Here is a 20540-nt window from a genome sequence, read left to right on the forward strand (position 1 = left end):
GCGAGGGATAAGGTCGCGCAGTATCTCACTGGCATCAGGATGTGGCACTGCGTGATGTGCGAATGGTCATCAAACCTTAACCCAAAAGCGCCCAAACTCGGCCTGTAACCCCGCACCGCAAGGCGTCACAGCCCCATCAGAGCTCAATAGGCGCCGCTAAGCGATTGAAGGAAAAGCAGTTTTTTCAAACTAACGGTTGACAGCACAGCGATCCGGCGTAGAATGCCGACACACAGACGCGGGATGGAGCAGTCTGGTAGCTCGTCGGGCTCATAACCCGAAGGTCGTCGGTTCAAATCCGGCTCCCGCAACCAAACATCAAAAAAGGCTACTCGAAAGAGTGGCCTTTTTTGTGTCTGTCAGTTTTTCACCCTTGATTGCAATACACCGTGCGCAACATTTTGCAGGACCGGCTTTAGCCGGGAGAACGCCCTCCCGGCTAAAGCCAGTCCTACGCAATTGTTTCAACTATCCAGTCACACGACAGTCACAACGTTAACGCCCCCGCTCGGGGGCCATGTTGCGAGAGTCGGAGACGGATGAGTTTTATTGTGTGTATGGCGGTGTTGGGCACGCTGCTGATGCTGTTGGCGCTCACCTCCTCCTACCTGCGCTGGTTCGGTTCAAATCCGGCTCCCGCAACCAAACATCAAACAAGGCTACTCGAAAGAGTGGCCTTTTTTGTGTCTGTCAGTTTTTCACCCTTGATTGCAATACACCGTGCGCAACATTTTGCAGGACCGGCTTTAGCCGGGAGAACGCCCTCCCGGCTAAAGCCAGTCCTACGCAATTGTTTCAACTATCCAGTCACACGACAGTCACAACGTTAACGCCCCCGCTGTGGTTCATGTCTGACCGCACTCATTTGCCCTCATTTCGCATTAAAGGTTGACACCTCGTCGTTCGGCTGTAGAATGCCGCCACACAGACGCGGGATGGAGCAGTCTGGTAGCTCGTCGGGCTCATAACCCGAAGGTCGTCGGTTCAAATCCGGCTCCCGCAACCAAACATCAAACAAGGCTACTCGAAAGAGTGGCCTTTTTTGTGTCCGCACGAAAAGTACCGCGCCAATGAAGCTAAGCGCTTGTCAGAAAAGGCTATTTTGCACTGCAGGTTTCATCTCATTTTCACGCCTGTAACGTAATATTGCTGCAAGCGACAGTTTTCCCATGGTCGGCCGATAGCCTTTTGTGACTCAATAGTCGCTTAAGAGACACGAACAAAATCCGCTCCATTCGCTCGTTAGACGTTGACGCGCTAACATCTCGAAATATTTTTTGCGTAGGGATTGGTAACTTGGCTGCATACCTCCATCCTGTCGCGCACGATCCAAGGAGTGATTGATGCGCGCCAACCCGTCAGAACCCAAAGAAGCAGTCACGGCGAATCAACCTATTCAACCTGCCCGCCTGCAATGGCTGGAGCTGCTGAGCAAGTATCGCCAACCCATCGGCCTGGCCGTTACGCTGCTGCTCTTCGCCATCGCGCTGATCGCTTGCCGCCACATGCTGAGCGAGCTGGATCTTTATGCGCTGCATGATTCGCTGCTGAGCGTACCGGTGCCGTCGCTGGCAGGTGCCGTGCTGGCAATGATTGTCGGCTTTATCATCCTGCTGGGCTACGAATGGTCCGCCAGTCGATACGCCGGAGTTGATCTGCCCAACAAGACCTTGGCAATGGGCGGCTTTACCGCGTTCGCCATCGGCAACGCAGTCGGGCTTTCAATGTTGTCCGGCGGCTCGGTGCGTTATCGGCTGTATTCGCGCAAAGGTGTGGGTGCGATAGAAGTCGCGCGCATGACGCTGTTCGCCAGCCTGTCACTGGGTTGCGCGCTGCCGCCGCTGGCAGCACTCGCGACCTTGAGCAATTTGTCCGGCGCTTCCCTGGCCCTGCACTTGCCGGTGGCGATGCTCGCGGCGATTGCAATCGGGGTGCTGATTCTGACCGCGCTGCTGACCATGGCGGTGTATCGCCGTCGGCTGCCGGAACAGACGATCCCGCACACGCTGTTGGTGCGCGCTGGCAGAAGAACACTTCGTTTGCCAGGCCTGCGCCTGACGCTGATGCAACTGGTGATCACCGCGCTGGACGTTGCCGCAGCAGCGACCGTCCTGTATTTGCTACTGCCGCAATCCCCGCCATTTGGTGCGTTCCTGCTGGTTTATCTGCTGGCATTGGCGGCGGGCGTGCTCAGTCATGTTCCGGGTGGCGTGGGTGTTTTCGAGGCCATTCTGCTCGCGGCGTTCGCCAATGAACTGGGCGCCGCGCCGCTGGCTGCCGCGTTGCTGCTGTATCGACTGATCTACGTCGTGCTGCCGCTGCTGCTGGCGTGCCTGACGCTGCTGTTCACCGAAAGTCAGCGCCTGTTGCCCACCAAACAGGCAATGCGCGTCGCCTCGGGCCTTGCGGCACCGATTCTGGCGCTGCTGGTATTTCTTTCCGGGGTGGTGCTGCTGTTTTCCGGGGCGACTCCGGAAATCGACACTCGCCTGGAATATGTCGGTTTCCTGATCCCTCATCGCCTGATCGATGCTTCGCACTTCGGCGCCAGCCTGATTGGTGTGCTGTGCCTGTTGCTGGCGCAAGGCCTGCGCCGACGCCTTTCGGCCGCATGGATGCTGACCACCATTTTGCTGGTGACAGGCTCAGTGCTGTCGATGCTCAAGGGTTTCGACTGGGAAGAAGCGGTCCTGCTGATTCTCACGGCTTGCCTGCTGGGCGTTTTCCGGCGCTCGTTCTACCGACCTAGCCGCCTGCTGGAGTTGCCGTTCTCGCCGCTGTATCTGGTGGCGAGCATCTGTGTGCTGGGCGCTTCGATCTGGCTGCTGCTGTTTGCCTATCAGGACGTCCCGTACAGCCATCAACTCTGGTGGCAGTTCACTCTGGATGCCGATGCACCGCGCGCCCTGCGTTCGGCATTGGGCAGCGCAGTGCTGCTGGTTGTGGTGTCGCTGACCTGGCTGCTGCGCACGGCGCGGCCGGTCATCAAGCTTCCCGATGCGACCGAACTGGCCAAGGCCGCTGAAATCGTCAACGCTTCATCACAACCGGATGGCGGGCTGGTGTTGACCGGCGACAAGGCGATCCTGCTGCACCCCAGCGGTGATGCCTTTTTGATGTACTCGCACCGTGGCCGCAGCCTCGTGGCCTTGTATGACCCGATTGGACCTACGCAGCAGCGCGCCGAACTCATCTGGCAGTTCCGCGACCTGTGCGATGTCCACCACGCGCGCCCGGTGTTTTATCAGGTCCGGGCCGAGAACCTGCCGTTCTATATGGACATCGGGCTGACCGCGATCAAGCTGGGCGAAGAAGCCCGGGTCAACTTGCTCCGCTTCGACATCGAAGCCAAGGGCAAGGAAATGAAAGACCTGCGCTACACCTGGAACCGGGGCGGACGCGATGGTCTGTCGCTGGAGATCTACGAAGCAGGTCAGGCACCACTGGATGAGCTCAAAGTTATCTCGGACGCCTGGCTGACCGGCAAGAACGTCCGGGAAAAGGGCTTTTCCCTGGGTCGCTTCAGCCCGGAATACCTCACGCATTTCCGCATCGCCATCATTCACTTTGAAGGCAAGCCAGTGGCATTCGCCAACCTGCTGGAGACCTCGCGCCACGATCTGGCCAGCCTTGACCTGATGCGCGCGCATCCGGATGCGCCGAAACTGACCATGGAATTCATGATGGTCGGGCTGATTTTGTATTACAAACAGCACGGCTACGAACGCTTCAGCCTGGGCATGGTGCCGTTGTCAGGCTTGCAGCCGCGGCGTGGCGCGCCTTTGACCCAGCGTTTGGGCTCGATGGTGTTCCGCCGTGGCGAGCAACTCTACAACTTCCAGGGCTTGCGGCGCTTCAAGGACAAATTCCAGCCTGACTGGGAACCTCGCTATATGGCCGTGCCCGCCGGACTCGATCCGCTGGTGGCACTGGCTGACACTGCCGCCCTGATTGCAGGCGGCCTGACTGGATTGGTGAAACGCTGATGATTCAACGCTACTGGCGCTTTTTGCTCGCAGCCCTGGTTATTCTCGTGGTGGCGCTAGGGGTCTGGGTGTGGAACCGCCCTGCTCCGCCGGCCACCCTCGTCCATTCCACCCTGGCTGACGGCTCGGCGCTTACCGATGTAACGCCGGGCAGCCGGACCAAAGTGCGGGTTGCCTTGGCGGTCACTGCTGACGACTTGCTCACCGACAAGCAATTGCAGGCCTTGAGCCAGGATGCCGCCGCGCGGATCATCCAGGTGGTGTTGCCCAAGGACAATTGCGTCCTGCAACAAAAGACCTTCAACGACGCCCTGCAACAGCTGGACGACGCACCGACCATCGTCGGCGGTATCGGCCCGGGTGCGACATTGGCCTGGCGCTGGCTGGCAGGTCAGGACAACGACGATGCAGAAGCGATTTCGGTCGGCTTTTACCTGGAAGTCCCGTCCCAGCCGGCACCGGTTGTCGAGGCCGATGAACCCGCGCCGGTGATTTGTGACGTGGCGCTGCCAAAAACCGCGCCTCACGGTCACTGGATGGTGGCATGGAACGATGCGCCCGACGACGCGCCTGCGGCGTTTGTGCGTGACCAGGCCAACGCGGATACGAGCATCAGCGACTACGACATCAAGCTGCCTCAGGTTTTGAACAGCGAACTACGCCGTAAACTTATCGGCGAAGACGACAAGGGCGGCGGCGTCGGCGTGCCGGTGGTGGAGGTCCCGTCCGCACAGCCCTCCGATACGGTGACGCTGTTCATGTCCGGTGACGGCGGCTGGCGTGACCTGGACAAGGTCGTGGCCGGCGATATGGCCAGCCTGGGTTATCCGGTGGTGGGCATCGACGTGTTGCGCTATTACTGGGAACACAAGACGCCGGAGCAGACTGCCGCCGACCTCACCGAGCTGATGCAGCACTACCGGCAGAAATGGGGCACCAAGCGCTTCATCCTTGCTGGCTACTCCTTCGGGGCCGACGTGATGCCAGCGGTCTACAACCGCCTGGCTCCTGACGAACAGAACCGCATCGACGGCATTATCCTGCTCGCCTTCGCCCGCACCGGCAGCTTCGAGATCCATGTGGACGGCTGGCTCGGCACTGCTGGCAAGGAAGCCACTACCGGCGAGGAAATGGCCAAGCTGCCTGCCGAGAAGGTGCTGTGCGTTTATGGCATCGAAGAGAAGGATGAAAGCGGCTGTACCACAACCACCGCCGTGGGCGAAAAGCTGCAGCTTCCTGGCGGTCACCACTTCGATGAGAACTACCCGGCACTGGCCAAACGCCTGATCGCCGCCATCGACAAGCGTCAGGGCAAGGCCCAGAGCAAGTAACACGCTTGCCCAAGGCATAAAAAATCCCCGCAGCCCTATTTGAGGTGCGGGGATTTTTTTATACCTGTTGAAGGAGCCAACTTATTGGCGAGGCCTCGTTTGAGAAGCTTCGCGAGCAAGCTCCCACAGTTGGCTCCGATAGTGATTACACCGCTTGCTTTTGATGTTCGCTTTTCCGTGCCGCGATCTGGCAGACACCGCCAAACGCGCGTCGGGAGGCCGAGCGCAGGTGTCGTGGTGTGGGGCGACCGGCATGGATGCCGGCCGAGCGCCGCTGCGCCAGGGATGGCGCGTCGGCGCGTACCCACACCACGGCACCGGAGCGAGGGAACCCGACGAAGTCGGGCCGGACGTCAGCGCACATGGTTTTCGTCTATTTTGCCGTAACAAAATGGACCCGGCCGTCAGGACGGAACCTCACTACGCAGCGCTGCAAATTTTGTTGTTGCCCTACGCTTTGCCACGCTCCACCGGAAAGATTGCCTCGCTTGCAGGAGGGGACTTGTCCCCGAAAGGCGGTAGCGTCAGACAACGTCAACCATCTGGATTTTCGTTGCCAGGACCATCGTATTCGGGGACAAGTCCCCTCCTGCCGGTCGTTAGATATTCAGGTAGGAGCGATTACATCTCCACCTGCGTACCCAACTCGATCACCCGGTTAAACGGCAGCTTGAAGAAGCGCAGGTTGCCGTTGGCGTTCTTGAGCATGAAAGCGAACAGCGCCTCGCGCCAGCGCGCCATGCCAACCATTTTCGACGGGATCACAGTCTCGCGGCTCAGGAAGTACGTGGTCCGCATCGGGCTGAAGTCCAGCTCTTTCAAATGACACAGGCTCAGCGCAGCCGGTACGTCCGGCTCATCGATAAAGCCGAAATGCAGAATCACCCGATAAAAGCCTTCGCCATGGGCCTCGACTTCAAAGCGACGCTGGGCCGGTACACGCGGCGTGTCTTCGTAGACCACGGTCAGCAGCACCACTTGCTCGTGCAGCACCTGGTTATGCAGCAGGTTATGCAGCAAGGCGTGTGGGACAGCGTCGGCGCGGGCCGTGAGAAATACCGCCGTGCCCTGCACCCGATGTGGCGGCTGGACCTTGATACTGCTGATGAAGATCGGCAGCGGCAGCCCGCCTTCATCGATACGATCCACCAGCAACTGTTTGCCGCGCTTCCAGGTGGTCATCAAGATGAACAGCACCACGCCGGCGATTACCGGGAACGCCCCGCCTTGAATCACCTTCGGCACGTTGGCAGCGAAGAACAGGCTGTCGACGAACAGCAGGCACAGCAACAGCGGCACGGCCAGGAATGCCGGCCACTTCCACAACAACAGCATGACCGACGACACCAGAATCGTGGTGCAGAACATTGTCCCGGTAACCGCTACGCCATACGCGGAAGCCAGCGCGCCGGAAGACTCGAAGCCCAGCACCAGCAGAATCACGCCAACCATCAACGACCAGTTGACCGCACCGATGTAGATCTGCCCCTGGGCATCGCTGGAGGTGTGCTGGATCTGCATGCGCGGGATGTAACCCAACTGGATCGCCTGCAGCGTCATGGAAAACGCACCGGAAATCACCGCCTGCGACGCAATCACCGTCGCCAGCGTTGACAGCCCCACCAGCGGCAACAGCGCCCAGCTCGGTGCCAGCAGATAGAACGGGTTGCGCGCCGCTTCCGGGTCTTCGAGCACCAAAGCGCCCTGGCCGAAATAGTTGAGCACCAGCGCGGGCAGCACCAGGATGAACCAGGCGCGGGCAATCGGCTTGCGGCCGAAGTGCCCCATGTCGGCATACAGCGCTTCAGCACCGGTCAGCGCCAGCACCACTGCACCAAGAATCGCCACGCCAATGCCCGGATGGATGATAAAGAAGCGCACGGCCCACACCGGGTTCATCGCGTGCAGCACTTCCGGCTGACGCAAAATGCCATGAATGCCCAGCAAGCCGAGCACCACGAACCAGGTGACCATGACCGGTCCGAACAACACGCCGATGCGCGCCGTTCCATGCCGCTGAATCAGGAACAGCCCGACCAGCACCACCAGCGCCATGGGCACTACCCAGCGCTCAAGGCCATCGAACGCCAGTTCCATGCCCTCCATGGCCGACAGCACGGAAATCGCCGGGGTGATCATGCTGTCGCCATAAAACAGCGCCGCACCGAACAGGCCGAAGACCACCATGACCGCCTGCAGCTTCGGCTTGCTCGCCGAAGCCCGTCGAGCCAGGGCAGTGAGCGCCATGATGCCGCCTTCGCCCTGGTTGTCGGCGCGCAGGATGAACACCATGTACTTGAACGAGACCACCCAGATCAGCGACCAGAAGATCAATGACAGAATGCCCAGCACCGCGTCGTGCGTGACCGCGACGCCATAACCACCCTGAAACACCTCCTTGAGGGTATACAGCGGGCTGGTGCCGATATCGCCATATACCACGCCCACTGCGGCCATCAGCAAACTCAAGGGTTTGGCTGCGCTTTGCCCGGTTACAGCCTGACTGCTTGCTTGACTCATCTACCACTCCAGAAACCAGGGCTCGCGCCACTCGACACAAGATGATGCTTTGAGCTGTCGACACTTGTCAGGTGCCATCGAAGCCAGCGAATTCGACATATCCTGTAACGCCGCGAAGCATAGCGCAGCACTCGTCGTAATTCTCTGCATAAAGCTGGTCAATCGCAGGGCTGGCCGCTAGAATTGCGCACTTTTTGACCAGAGGCGCACGTATCCCGTCCGGATACCAACGCCCAGCCGGTGCCGAAGCACCACTTACGCCGAGGTTCGCCATGTCCACCGTTATCACGCCTTCCGCCCCGAAGGTTGGCTTTGTTTCCCTGGGTTGCCCAAAGGCCCTTGTGGATTCCGAGCGCATCCTTACTCAACTGCGCATGGAAGGCTACGAAGTGGTTGCGACCTATCAGGATGCCGACGTCGTTGTCGTCAACACCTGTGGGTTCATCGACACCGCCAAGGCTGAATCCCTGGAAGTGATCGGCGAAGCCCTTGCCGAAAACGGCAAGGTGATTGTGACCGGCTGCATGGGCGTCGATGAAAGCGTCATTCGCAACGTGCATCCCAGCGTGCTGGCCGTAACCGGTCCGCAGCAGTACGAGCAAGTGGTCAATGCCGTCCACGACGCCGCGCCGCCGAATCTGAATCACAACCCGCTGATCGACCTGGTGCCGCCGCAAGGCGTCAAGCTGACCCCGCGTCATTACGCGTATCTGAAGATTTCCGAAGGCTGCAACCACAGTTGCAGCTTCTGCATCATCCCGTCGATGCGTGGCAAGCTGGTCAGCCGTCCGGTGGGTGATGTGCTGGATGAGGCGCAGCGTCTGGTCAAGGCCGGGGTCAAAGAGTTGCTGGTGATTTCCCAGGACACCAGCGCCTATGGCGTCGACGTCAAATACCGCACCGGTTTCTGGAACGGCGCGCCGGTCAAGACGCGCATGACCGAACTGTGCCAGGCGCTGAGTTCTCTGGGCGTCTGGGTTCGCCTGCACTATGTGTATCCGTATCCCCACGTCGACGAGCTGATTCCGCTGATGGCTGCCGGGAAAATCCTGCCGTACCTGGACATCCCGTTCCAGCACGCCAGCCCGAAAATCCTCAAGCTGATGAAACGTCCGGCCTTTGAGGACAAGACCCTGGCGCGCATCAAGAACTGGCGCGAACAGTGTCCGGACCTGATCATCCGCTCGACATTCATCGTTGGCTTCCCCGGTGAAACCGAAGAAGACTTCCAGTACCTGCTTGAATGGCTGACCGAAGCCCAACTCGACCGCGTCGGCTGCTTCCAGTACTCGCCAGTCGAAGGCGCTCCGGCCAATCTGCTGGACGCACCGATTGTTCCGGACGAGATCAAACAGGATCGCTGGGATCGCTTCATGGCCCATCAACAGGCCATCAGCGCAGCGCGCCTGCAAATGAAGATCGGCAAGGAAATCGAAGTGCTGATCGATGAAGTCGACGAGCAAGGCGCTGTCGGCCGCTGCTTCTTCGATGCCCCGGAAATCGACGGCAACGTCTACATTGCCCTCGAAGCCGGCAGCCAGGTCAAACCCGGCGACAAGATCATGTGTCGCGTGACCGACGCCGATGAATACGATCTGTGGGCGGACTTGCTCTGATCGCCGGTTCGTAGCCTGAAGTAAAATCAGCCCTGCCCTTCAAACGGCGGGGCTTTTTGTGGGTCGAACAGGCTGGCGACTTTCCTTTGCACAGCGGCCAGACGGAGCCAGGCTCATGCACTACCCGCATCACGAGATTTCGCTCCCCGACAAGAGTGAATACCCAACACTCACGCAAGTCTGGGAAGACTCGGTCCGTGCCACCCACGACTTTCTTCCCGACTCGTATATAGCGATCCTCAAGAACCTGCTGCTCTCGCGTTATCTGGACAGCGTCACGCTGTTCTGCAGTCGCGATGCGCACATGAACATCACAGGCTTTGCCGGCGTAAGCCGAACCAAGCTGGAGATGCTGTTCATCGATCCCGCACATCGCGGCGAAGGCCTGGGGAAGCTGCTGCTGGCCCATGCCATCGAACACTTCGGCATCCAGGAACTCGACGTTAACGAGCAGAACCCGCAGGCGCTGGGCTTCTACCTCAAGCATGGGTTCGAAGTGGTCAGCCGTACCGAGATTGACGGCCTGGGCCAGCCGTATCCGATGTTGCGCATGCGCTTGCGCGACGGGGTCAAACCGTAGGACCGGCTTTAGCCGGGAACAGGCCGGTACATCCTCAGTAGTTGCGGCGTCAGACCTTCCGCCCTCCCGGCTAAAGCCGGTCCTACGGATCCTGTGTGCTGGCCGACATCGCGAGCAAATTCGCTCCCACACAAGTTGGCTCCAACGCACTGATTCCAGCCCATTTGCAATGTTGCCGCGATTAACCGGGCTTGCACGGGTACAATAAGCGCCTTTCTCTCAAGTAACGGCTCTTTGTCATGTCAGAACCCATCCGCCTCTCCAAACGTCTTATCGAGCTGATCGGCTGCTCCCGTCGGGAGGCTGAGCTGTATATCGAAGGCGGCTGGGTCACCGTGGATGGCGAAGTCATCGAAGAACCGCAGTTCAAGGTCGACACGCAAACCGTTGAACTCAACCCGGCCGCCAAGGCTGACGCGCCGGAACCGGTGACGATCATCCTGCACAAGCCGGCCGCCATGAGCGACGCCGATGCATTGGCGCTGATCACGCCGGGCACCTTGTCCGAAGAGCACAGCTTCGGCAAACGCCCGCTCAAAGGGCATTTCCTGCGCCTTGAACCCATCTCGACCTTGCAGGCCAACGCCAGCGGTTTGATGGTGTTCAGCCAGGACTGGAAAATCCTGCGCAAGCTCACGGATGACCGCAGCAAGATCGAGCAGGAATACATCGTCGAGATTAGCGGCGATATGGTGGCTCACGGCTTGAACCGCCTGAATCACGGCCTGACGTATAAAGGCAAGGAATTGCCTGCGGTCAAAGCCAGCTGGCAGAACGAAAACCGCCTGCGCTTCGCCATGAAAAACCCGCAGCCCGGCATCATTGCCCAGCTTTGCGAAGCCGTTGGCGTGAAGATCGTTTCGGTGCGCCGCATCCGTATCGGTGGCGTGTCGATGGGCAAATTGCCCGAAGGTCAGTGGCGCTACATGACCGGCAAAGAAAAATTCTAAGCGAAACACACCCTATTCAGTGCTGCAGCGGCAAGCTTCTGCGGCGTGACACCCGCCTCACCAGGATTCGAACACACCATGATGAACAATGACGTACTGCGCAGCGTGCGCTACATGCTTGATATCAGCGACGGCAAGATCGTCGATATCGTCAAGCTCGCAGGCTTCGACATTTCCAAGGCCGACGTGATCGCCTTCATGAAGAAAGAAGACGAAGAAGGTTATCTGGATTGCAGCGATGAAATCATGGCGCACTTCCTCGACGGCCTGGTGATCTTCAAGCGCGGCAAGGACGACAGCCGTGCGCCCCAGGCGGTTGAACTGCCGATCACCAACAACACCGTCCTGAAAAAACTGCGCGTGGCCTTCGAACTCAAGGAAGAAGACATGCACGCAGTCCTCAAGGCCGCCGAGTTCCCGGTGTCCAAGCCCGAGCTGAGCGCCCTGTTCCGCAAATTCGGCCACAGCAACTACCGCACCTGTGGCGACCAGTTGCTGCGCAACTTTCTCAAAGGCCTGACCTTGCGGGTTCGCGGCTGATCCAGACGGCATCCTTGATCCCAGACTCGTAGGACCGGCTTCAGCCGGGAGGGCATTCTCCCGGCTTAATCCGGTCCTACGGATTGACATTCAATTGCGATGACTGGCCGGAACCCTCATGTCTCAGTCCTACAACGTCTCCCCCATCGGCTACATGCGCTCCTGCTTCAAGGAGAAATTCGCCATCCCGCGTCAGCCGCAGCTCGCTCCGGCGGCTCGCGGTGTGCTGGAACTGGTGGCGCCGTTTGATCAGGGCGACGCCGTGCAAGGTCTGGAGCAGGTCAGCCACGTCTGGCTGTTGTTCCTGTTTCATCTGGCGCTGGAAGACAAGCCGCGCCTGAAAGTGCGTCCGCCGCGCCTGGGCGGCAATCAATCCATGGGCGTGTTCGCCACGCGCGCGACCCATCGCCCGAATGGCATCGGCCAGTCAGTGGTCAAGCTGGACAAGGTTGAAGCCGGGCGCCTGTGGTTGTCCGGCATCGACTTGCTGGACGGCACGCCGGTGCTGGACATCAAACCCTACGTGCCTTACGCCGACAGCGTCCCGACCGCGAGCAACACCATCGCCAGCGCCGCGCCTGCGCTGATCCCGGTTCAGTGGGCGGATGACGCGCTGCGTCAGGCCCATGAGCATGCGCTGCGCCTGGGCGAGCCATTGGTCGAGCTGATCGAGCAATGCCTGGCACAAGACCCGCGGCCGGCTTATCAAGTGCCGACGCCGGAGCGTCGCTACGGTGCGCAACTCTGGGATGTGGATGTGCGCTGGCATTATCCGCAAGCCGGGCTGATTCGCGTGCTTGAGGTCGTTGCCGGCACCAGCTGAGTCGCAGTCGAGCCACCAAACGTCGCCCACAAAAAAACCGCCTGGTCCGTGACCCCCAGGCGGTTTTTTCGTCACAAGCGCGATGTGCCTTGCAGCACATCCCGCGTTGTAATTCAGCTGCGCACGTCGCTTACTTCTCGACGAACGCACGCTCGATCAGGTAATCACCCGGCTCACGCATACGCGGCGAAACCGTCAGGCCGAAGCTGTTGAGCACTTCGCTGGTTTCGTCGAGCATGCTCGGGCTGCCGCACAACATCGCGCGATCATCCTGAGGATTGATCGGTGGCAGACCAATATCGCTGAACAGCTTGCCGCTGCGCATCAGATCGGTCAGACGGCCTTCGTTTTCGAAAGGCTCGCGGGTAACGGTCGGGTAGTAGATCAACTTGTCACGCAAGGCTTCACCGAAAAACTCGTTCTGCGGCAAATGCTCGGTGATGAATTCGCGATAGGCCACTTCGTTCACGTAACGAACGCCATGGCACAGGATGACCTTTTCGAAACGCTCGTAGGTTTCCGGGTCCTGAATGACGCTCATGAACGGCGCCAGGCCAGTACCGGTGCTCAGCAGATAAAGATGCTTGCCCGGCTTGAGGTCGTCCAGCACCAGCGTACCCGTAGGTTTCTTGCTGATGATGATCTCGTCGCCTTCTTTCAAATGCTGCAGCTGCGACGTGAGAGGACCGTCTGGCACCTTGATGCTGAAAAACTCGAGATGCTCTTCCCAGTTCGGGCTGGCAATCGAATAAGCGCGCATGAGCGGGCGGCCATTTGGCTGCTGCAGACCGATCATGACGAACTGACCGTTCTCGAAACGCAGACCTGGGTCGCGGGTGCACTTGAAACTGAAGAGCGTGTCGTTCCAGTGATGGACGCTAAGGACACGTTCGTGGTTCATGTTGCTCATGTACGTAGGAACTCCTGAAATTTCACCCGCGCCGGGTAAGAGCGCTATTGCGCGATATTCTAGTGGCAGACACAATATCTGTTAACTGGATTATCAAGATATAGGTTATCGGTTATATAGATATGCGATTTACTCTGCGTCAACTCCAGGTCTTCGTCGCCGTCGCACAACAGGAAAGTGTTTCCCGTGCGGCCATCCTGCTGTCTCTGTCGCAATCAGCGGCCAGCACCTCCATAACCGAACTGGAACGCCAATCCAGCTGCCAGCTGTTCGATCGCGCTGGCAAACGCCTGGCCCTCAACGCCACCGGCCGTCAGTTGCTGCCTCAAGCTGTGGCGCTGCTGGATCAGGCCAAGGAGATCGAGGACCTGCTCAACGGCAAGTCCGGTTTCGGCTCACTGGCGGTCGGCGCGACATTGACCATCGGCAACTACCTGGCAACCCTGCTGATCGGCAGTTTCATGCAGCGTCACCCGGAAAGTCAGGTCAAGCTGCACGTACAGAACACTGAGCATATCGTGCAGCAAGTCGCTCACTACGAAATTGATCTAGGTCTGATTGAAGGCGATTGCACGCACCCGGACATCGAGGTGCAGCGCTGGGTCGAAGACGAACTGGTGGTGTTCTGCGCACCGCAGCATCCGCTGGCCAAACGTGGCCATGCCAGTCTCGATCAGCTGACCGAAGAAGCCTGGATCTTGCGTGAGCAGGGTTCCGGCACTCGCCTGACCTTCGATCAAGCCATGCGCCATCACCGAAACGCCCTTAATGTGCGTCTGGAGCTGGAACACACGGAGGCGATCAAGCGCGCGGTGGAATCAGGATTGGGCATTGGCTGTATTTCCCGACTCGCCCTGCGCGACGCTTTCCGGCGCGGCAGCCTGGTGGCCGTCGAAACGCCGGAGCTGGACCTGATCAGGCAGTTCTACTTCATCTGGCACAAGCAGAAGTATCAAACCTCCGCCATGCGCGAATTTCTCGATCTGTGCCGCTCATTCACCACGGGCATCCGCCGCAGCGATGAAATCGTCCTGCCGAGCATCTATCAGGCTGATGCCTGATCTTCCCGGACAGGACTGGCCCGCATTTTAACCCAGCAGGATCAAGCCCCAGACCACAGCGATCATACTCATTGCTATCAGCTGCGCGGCGCTGCCCATGTCCTTGGCATTCTTGGAAAGCGGATGCAATTCCAGGGAAATCCGGTCGATCGCCGCCTCGACAGCCGAATTGAGCAATTCGACAATCAGCGCCAGAAGGCAAACAGCGATCAACAAGGCATGCTCGGCCTTGCTGACGTGAAACAGGAAAGACACGGGAATCAGGATCACGTTCAGCAATACCAGCTGCCGAAAAGCAGCCTCGCCTTTGAAAGCGGCGGTCAGACCATCAAAGGAATAGCCGGTAGCATTGAAGATACGTTTGAGGCCGGTTTGGCCTTTGAAAGGAGACATAGATAGGCTGCTGCTTGATAGAAAAGGCGAAGTTAATTCAGGACAAGTCAAAAAAGCGTGAACCCATGGCGCGGCACACGCAATCAGTTTGGCGAAATCGATTCCAGTTGTTGCAGAAGCAGCGCGGCCTGAGTGCGAGTGCGCACGCCCAGCTTGCGGAAAATCGCGGTCACATGAGCCTTGATGGTCGCTTCGGAAACGCTCAGTTCATACGCAATCTGCTTGTTCAACAAGCCTTCACAGACCATGGTCAGCACCCGGAACTGCTGTGGAGTCAGACTCGCGAGGCCGGCACTGGCCGCTTTGGCTTCCGCTGAAACACTGACCGGCTCGTTGACCTGCGCTGGCCACCAGACATCCCCTTCGAGAACCGTGCGCACGGCCTGCTGAATGGTTTCCAGCGAACTGGATTTGGGGATGAAACCGCTGGCACCGAACTCCTTGGAGCGGACGACAATCGACGCTTCTTCCTGAGCGGAAACCATCACCACGGGAATCTGCGGATACTGCCCGCGCAACAGCACCAGACCGGAAAAACCGTAGGCACCCGGCATATTCAGATCCAGCAAAACCAGATCCCAGTCGGTCTTTTCACCCAAGTGAGTTTCGAGCTGAGCAATGCTGTCGGCTTCAACCAACCGGACATCCGGGCCAAGGCCCATGCTCAATGCCTGATGCAGCGCGCTGCGAAATAGCGGATGGTCATCGGCAATCAGGATTTCGTAGGTCATTGGGTGATCCTGTTTTTATAGGAGCAGCGATCCGATCGCTGCTCAGCAAGGCATTCGCAAATGCCAGCAAGTGCTCGTTGGGCGACACATCACATTCGACGCAAACCCACAAAAACCAGCGTCCAACCCTTTATGCGGCGCCAAGCATGCCCAGCGAAGCCGGGGTGGTCAAGCGCGATCCTTGTGAAAGGTTATTACGCATTGTGCACTTATCTTCAACAGGCGGGCGACGCAGATCAGCTATCTATATAAAAGCTTTCAGATGAGTGTGGGCGGCGTCCTGCGCATCGATAGGGTTCAGGAACTTGGCCCCCAGATAATGCGCAGTAAACACGTCCAGATAAGCATCCATAACGCCACTGGCATGGGTATCGCCCGCCAGTTCCAGACACAGCGCCGCCACTTCAGCAGTGCAGAAATGGTCGTCGCGCTTGGAACGCCGCAGTCGGTAGCGAGACAGCAGATCCGATTCCAGGGTCAGCACGGGAAAACGCGCCAGATAGGGGCTCTTGCGAAACATCTTGCGCGCCTCGGGCCAGGTCGCATCCAGCAAAATAAACAGCGGTCGCTTGCCTTGTTCGAGCCTGACTTCGCTGACCACCCGCTCCTCAGCGACAAACTCACCGGGAAACACGATGTACGGCTGCCATTGCGGATCGTCCAGTAAGGCCAACAACTGCGGATTGATCTCGACGCGCGACCAGCCAAATGCGTAGGTGTCTTTGATCACGTCGGCAATCAGCCAGCCGGTATTGGTAGGTTTCAACGGCTCGGTGTCGTACATCAACAGGCACATGCCCGACGTTGCCGACACCGTCGGCTTCCAGGCGCACAGGCAATAATCGGCAATCACCCGACAGCCGGAGCAACGTGGCGCGCGTGAGCCACGGGCAATGAACGGCTTGGTACTTTGCGCCAGCCGTTGGTCGCGCAGGCGGGAAACAGCATGACTCATGGCGCAGTGCACCGATAAACAGAATGCGTTGACACTGGGTTGCCCCGAGAAGGTAATAAGTTGCCGAAGTTTACCAGAGCCGCGCGCTCAAACGCGGCGCTGTGCGGCCAGGAATCTGTTTTCGGCCTAGGAGCGGTATCGGCTAGTCCTCTATACTTCGCCCCCGCTGAAGCATCTGCATCCGGCAGCCCGCTTAGTGAACGTACTTTTAAGTTTCCGGTCCAACGGCCAGTCACTGAATCAGGAGAGTTTAATGCTGCGCCTTATCGTTCCCACCCTTACGCTGTTGCTCGTTGCTCCGCTGTGCGCCAATGCGGCGTCCAAGCAGGAATTCGAACTGAGCAAAATGCTTGAAAAAGTCGCTAAGGAAAGCAGCGTCGGTACACCGCGGGCGATCAACGAAGACATTCTCGATCAGGGCTACACGGTTGAAGGCAACGAGCTGATCAACCACCTGAGTGTGCGCGAAGGGCAGGCACAACAGATGCGCGCCAACCCGGATGCTGTGCGTAATCAACTGGGTAACAGCGTTTGTCACAACAATGGCTATCGTCAGTTGATGACCAAAGGAGCGGTGCTCAAGTATCAGTTCACCGAGTACAAGACCAACCGTCCGGTGACTACCCAGATGTTCAAAGCAACCGACTGCGCCGTGAAGAAGTAACCGACTCGTAGCTGGTAACAGGTGACGCGCAATGCTTGCTCAGCGGCGCGTCACCTGACAGAGTTCTCCCCCTGCAGACCTTCTGGTCCTGCGCGCAATACCTCCACATAAATCATATTGCGATACAGACAATCGTTGCCAGCTTCAATGCTATAAGCACATCATCGAAAAGAGCCAGGCTTCCTGTTCGAACGATCAGTTTTGATCAGGATGATGATTCTGCGCATGGAGAAGCTTTGAATGCCTTACGTACCGAATGACCTTCTATCAACACACTTTTCGGGCAACGGTGTCGACCTCGCCCGGCAAATTGAAGAACAGATCAAAGTCGTAGCCCCCGATAGCCCGAATCTTGCGCTGTACCGAGACATGATGTTGACCGTTCTGCGCATGGCTCAGGATGATCGCAGCCGCTGGAACGCAAAAATCACCCTGCAGACCCTTCGCGAACTGGACAATGCATTTCGCACCCTCGATCAATTCAAGGGCCGGCGCAAAGTGACGGTCTTCGGCTCCGCGCGAACGCCTGCCGAGCACCCGATGTACAACCTGGCCAGGGAACTTGGCCAGGTACTGGCGCAAGCCGACCTGATGGTAATCACCGGCGGCGGTGGCGGCATCATGGCAGCAGCCCATGAAGGTGCCGGTCGCGAGCACAGCCTGGGTTTCAATATCACCCTGCCCTTCGAGCAACATGCCAACCCGACGATAGAAGGCACCAGCAACCTGCTGCCTTTCCACTTCTTCTTCACCCGCAAACTGTTTTTCGTCAAGGAAGCCGATGCACTGGTACTTTGCCCTGGCGGCTTCGGTACGCTGGATGAAGCACTGGAAGTCCTGACGCTGATCCAGACCGGCAAGAGCCCACTCGTGCCTATCGTACTGCTCGACGCACCTGGCGGAGGATTCTGGCAGGGCGCCCTGGATTTCATCAAGGCTCAGCTGGAAGCCAATCATTACATCCTGCCCAACGATATGAAGCTGCTGCGTCTGGTCTACAGCGCTGAAGAGGCGGTCGAAGAAATCAACCAGTTCTACAACAACTTCCATTCAAGTCGCTGGTTGAAGAACAAGTTTGTCATCCGCATGCATCACTCCCTCAGCGAACCGGCGATGGAGCATATGCAGGCAGCGTTCGCCGACCTGCGCCTGGCGGAAGGTTTCCACCAACACAGCTATGCAGGAGAAGAACATGACGAGGCTCAGTTCAGCCATCTGACCCGGCTCGCCTTTACCTTCACCGGACGCAACTACGGCCGCTTGCGGGAGTTGGTTGACTATATCAACCAGCCGCAAAACTGGATCGATACCGACAGTCACCCACGTCAGCAGCGTGCGTCGGTAAACGTTGGCTAGTCAGTCATCCCCGCCCCGGCCGCTGAGCAAGCGGCCGATCAAATCCAGCGGATAGCCCCGATAACTCAGAAATCTGCCTTGTTTGGCGCGCTCACGAGCATCGATGGGCAAATGCCCGGCAAATTTACGTTGCCAGGTTTCCTGAAGCATCTCCTGCCAATCGAAGCCACACTCACGCAACGCCTGCTCGATGTCCCCACGCTGCAAGCCGCGCTGACTGAGCTCTTCACGAATGCGCAAAGGCCCGTAGCCCGAGCGTGCACGATAGGAAACAAAGCTTTCAAGGTAACGGGATTCGGAGAGCAGCCCTTCTTCCGTCAGACGGTCCAGAGCCGGGTCGATCAATTCGGGAGGTGCGCCGCGCTGACGCAGTTTACGCGTCAGCTCGACACGACCGTGTCCATTGCAGTTCGCCGGATGGCGACGGGTGTATCCAGTATCGCGGACATGAACTATCAGATATCGACGTCAGCTTCAGCCATGTCAGCAGCCGGAGCGACAGCAGGACGTGAACCTTCGGCCTTGGTGTCAACGCCTGGAGTCAGCAGTTTGTCGCGAATCATCTTCTCGAGCGCTGCACCGACTTCCGGGTTATCCGCCAGGTACTTGGCCGAGTTGGCTTTACCCTGACCGATCTTGCTGCCCTGATAGCTGTACCAGGCGCCGGACTTCTCAACGAAGCCATGCAACACAGCCAGATCGATGATCTCGCCGTTCAGGTAGATACCCTTGCCGTAAAGAATCTGGAACTCGGCCTGACGGAACGGCGGAGCGACCTTGTTCTTCACAACCTTGACGCGGGTTTCGCTACCAACGACTTCGTCGCCTTCCTTCACTGCGCCTGTGCGACGGATATCCAAACGTACCGAAGCGTAGAACTTCAGCGCGTTACCACCGGTGGTGGTTTCCGGGCTACCGAACATCACACCGATTTTCATACGGATCTGGTTAATAAAGATAACCAGGCAGTTGGCGTTCTTGATGTTACCGGTGATCTTGCGCAGCGCCTGAGACATCAGACGAGCCTGCAGACCCACGTGCATGTCGCCCATCTCGCCTTCGATTTCGGCCTTTGGCACCAGTGCTGCCACGGAGTCGACCACGATCACGTCGATCGCATTGGAACGCACCAGCATGTCGGTGATTTCCAGGGCCTGCTCGCCGGTGTCCGGCTGCGAAACCAGCAGGTCATCGACGTTTACGCCCAGCTTGCCGGCGTATTCAGGATCGAGTGCGTGCTCCGCATCGACGAACGCGCAGGTAGCGCCCATTTTCTGGGCCTGAGCGATAACCGAAAGGGTCAGCGTGGTCTTACCGGAAGATTCCGGACCGTAGATTTCAACGATCCGGCCTTTAGGCAAGCCACCAATACCGAGTGCAATATCCAGACCGAGCGAACCGGTAGAGATAGAAGGAATCGCCTGGCGGTCATGGTCACCCATGCGCATTACGGCACCTTTACCGAATTGACGCTCGATCTGACCCAAGGCCGCAGCCAAGGCTTTCTTCTTGTTCTCGTCCATTGAAGTCCTCACGTAATCAAATTCAATTAGGGGCCTGACGGCCACAACACCTGTATAAGTAGACAGTATTATTCCACAGGGTTGCGCGCGCGCCTACCCCTGTCTTGGTATTTCTGTTGAGCAAGCGCTATCAGCCCCTCTAGCGCGGCCTTTACCGTTTGTCGGCGTACGTCGTCGCGATTGCCATCGAACTGGCGACGCTCGGAAATCACCGTTCCACCATTGCCCCAGGCCAGCCAGACCGTACCCACCGGCTTGTCGATCGAACCGCCATCAGGCCCCGCGACGCCGCTGACCGCCACGGCAAACTGCGCGCCGCTGTGGACCTGCGCGCCACGCACCATGGCTTCGACAACTTCCCGGCTGACGGCGCCGACGGTCGTGAATAGCTCGTCTGCCACTCCGAGCTGCAAGAGCTTCTGCCGATTGGAATAAGTCACGTAACCGGCTTCGAACCAGGCCGAGCTCCCGGAAATCCGCGTAATGGCCTCGGCGATACCGCCACCGGTGCAGGATTCAGCGGTGGTCACCTGTGCATCCAGCGCTTTGAGATGTTTGCCGAGGTTCGCGGCAAGCTGACTGGTCTCGTCCAACACATTCT

The 20540-nt window shown here is 58.6% G+C and carries 17 protein-coding genes, 2 tRNA genes and 1 pseudogene; 12 read left to right on the top strand and 8 right to left on the bottom strand.

Translation table 11 applies throughout. The features are described from left to right. The first annotated feature begins 237 nt into the window (after positions 1 to 237). From CFII64_RS03745 to CFII64_RS03760, 4 genes are all read left to right on the top strand, one after another. Positions 238 to 314: transfer RNA gene (locus CFII64_RS03745), tRNA-Met, on the top strand. A gap of 615 nt (positions 315 to 929) precedes the next feature. Further along, positions 930 to 1006 (top strand) — tRNA-Met (locus tag CFII64_RS03750). 337 nt (positions 1007 to 1343) lie between these two features. Continuing rightward, positions 1344 to 3986, top strand: a complete 2643-nt coding sequence (gene mprF / locus CFII64_RS03755) for a bifunctional lysylphosphatidylglycerol flippase/synthetase MprF (RefSeq protein ID WP_020289432.1) — start codon at positions 1344 to 1346, stop codon at positions 3984 to 3986. Then, entirely contained in the window at positions 3986 to 5317 is a 1332-nt protein-coding gene (locus CFII64_RS03760) for a virulence factor family protein (RefSeq protein WP_020289433.1), read from the top strand. The genes mprF and CFII64_RS03760 overlap by 1 nt, the downstream gene beginning before the upstream one ends. Before the next feature lie 621 nt (positions 5318 to 5938). On the opposite strand, the gene CFII64_RS03765 is transcribed toward CFII64_RS03760, so the two are convergent. Beyond that, entirely contained in the window at positions 5939 to 7774 is a 1836-nt protein-coding gene (locus tag CFII64_RS03765; RefSeq protein ID WP_371106419.1) for a potassium transporter Kup, read from the bottom strand. 335 nt (positions 7775 to 8109) lie between these two features. On the opposite strand from CFII64_RS03765, the gene rimO reads away from it, so the two are divergent. From rimO to tsaA, 5 genes are all read left to right on the top strand, one after another. Beyond that, positions 8110 to 9453, top strand: coding sequence for a 30S ribosomal protein S12 methylthiotransferase RimO (gene rimO / locus CFII64_RS03775; protein ID WP_020289435.1), 1344 nt, complete (start codon positions 8110 to 8112; stop codon positions 9451 to 9453). A gap of 115 nt (positions 9454 to 9568) precedes the next feature. Further along, on the top strand, positions 9569 to 10033 hold the full coding sequence (locus tag CFII64_RS03780) for a GNAT family N-acetyltransferase (protein WP_020289436.1): 465 nt from the start codon (positions 9569 to 9571) through the stop codon (positions 10031 to 10033). Between the two features lie 239 nt (positions 10034 to 10272). Then, positions 10273 to 10983, top strand: a complete 711-nt coding sequence (locus CFII64_RS03785; RefSeq protein WP_020289437.1) for an rRNA pseudouridine synthase — start codon at positions 10273 to 10275, stop codon at positions 10981 to 10983. Between the two features lie 78 nt (positions 10984 to 11061). Next, positions 11062 to 11523, top strand: coding sequence for a DUF1456 family protein (locus tag CFII64_RS03790; RefSeq protein WP_020289438.1), 462 nt, complete (start codon positions 11062 to 11064; stop codon positions 11521 to 11523). A 118-nt stretch (positions 11524 to 11641) separates the two neighbouring features. Continuing rightward, a complete protein-coding gene (gene tsaA / locus CFII64_RS03795) occupies positions 11642 to 12346 on the top strand; it encodes a tRNA (N6-threonylcarbamoyladenosine(37)-N6)-methyltransferase TrmO (RefSeq protein WP_020289439.1) in 705 nt (234 codons plus the stop codon). A 130-nt stretch (positions 12347 to 12476) separates the two neighbouring features. Here tsaA and fpr read toward each other — a convergent pair whose 3' ends face one another. Then, entirely contained in the window at positions 12477 to 13256 is a 780-nt protein-coding gene (gene fpr / locus CFII64_RS03800; protein WP_002554680.1) for a ferredoxin-NADP reductase, read from the bottom strand. 122 nt (positions 13257 to 13378) lie between these two features. Between fpr and CFII64_RS03805 the strand changes: the two genes are divergently transcribed. Further along, complete coding sequence (locus tag CFII64_RS03805) at positions 13379 to 14317, top strand: LysR family transcriptional regulator (protein WP_020289440.1); 939 nt, start codon at positions 13379 to 13381, stop codon at positions 14315 to 14317. A gap of 27 nt (positions 14318 to 14344) precedes the next feature. Here CFII64_RS03805 and CFII64_RS03810 read toward each other — a convergent pair whose 3' ends face one another. The 3 genes from CFII64_RS03810 to CFII64_RS03820 all read right to left on the bottom strand — a co-directional run bounded on the left by CFII64_RS03810 (position 14345) and on the right by CFII64_RS03820 (position 16396). After that, positions 14345 to 14710 carry a diacylglycerol kinase gene (locus tag CFII64_RS03810; protein ID WP_020289441.1) on the bottom strand — a complete coding sequence of 122 codons (366 nt, stop codon included), beginning with the start codon at positions 14708 to 14710 and terminating at the stop codon, positions 14345 to 14347. An 83-nt stretch (positions 14711 to 14793) separates the two neighbouring features. Continuing rightward, complete coding sequence (erdR, locus tag CFII64_RS03815) at positions 14794 to 15441, bottom strand: response regulator transcription factor ErdR (protein WP_020289442.1); 648 nt, start codon at positions 15439 to 15441, stop codon at positions 14794 to 14796. A 244-nt stretch (positions 15442 to 15685) separates the two neighbouring features. Then, positions 15686 to 16396, bottom strand: a complete 711-nt coding sequence (locus tag CFII64_RS03820) for a tRNA-uridine aminocarboxypropyltransferase (RefSeq protein ID WP_020289443.1) — start codon at positions 16394 to 16396, stop codon at positions 15686 to 15688. A 253-nt stretch (positions 16397 to 16649) separates the two neighbouring features. Between CFII64_RS03820 and CFII64_RS03825 the strand changes: the two genes are divergently transcribed. Together CFII64_RS03825 and CFII64_RS03830 are read left to right on the top strand one after the other, a co-directional pair. After that, entirely contained in the window at positions 16650 to 17060 is a 411-nt protein-coding gene (locus tag CFII64_RS03825; protein WP_020289444.1) for a quorum-sensing-regulated virulence factor family protein, read from the top strand. A 240-nt stretch (positions 17061 to 17300) separates the two neighbouring features. Then, entirely contained in the window at positions 17301 to 18416 is a 1116-nt protein-coding gene (locus CFII64_RS03830) for a TIGR00730 family Rossman fold protein (RefSeq protein WP_020289445.1), read from the top strand. Here CFII64_RS03830 and recX read toward each other — a convergent pair. The 3 genes and pseudogenes from recX to CFII64_RS03845 all read right to left on the bottom strand — a co-directional run bounded on the left by recX (position 18417) and on the right by CFII64_RS03845 (position 20532). Further along, positions 18417 to 18865: pseudogene (gene recX / locus CFII64_RS03835) on the bottom strand (recombination regulator RecX). 6 nt (positions 18866 to 18871) lie between these two features. Then, positions 18872 to 19939 carry a recombinase RecA gene (gene recA / locus CFII64_RS03840; protein ID WP_020289447.1) on the bottom strand — a complete coding sequence of 356 codons (1068 nt, stop codon included), beginning with the start codon at positions 19937 to 19939 and terminating at the stop codon, positions 18872 to 18874. A gap of 68 nt (positions 19940 to 20007) precedes the next feature. Further along, on the bottom strand, positions 20008 to 20532 hold the full coding sequence (locus CFII64_RS03845) for a CinA family protein (protein WP_020289448.1): 525 nt from the start codon (positions 20530 to 20532) through the stop codon (positions 20008 to 20010). Positions 20533 to 20540: the final 8 nt, after the last annotated feature.

Origin of the sequence: Pseudomonas sp. CFII64, from assembly GCF_000416235.1 — a bacterium.
Lineage (GTDB): Bacteria > Pseudomonadota > Gammaproteobacteria > Pseudomonadales > Pseudomonadaceae > Aquipseudomonas.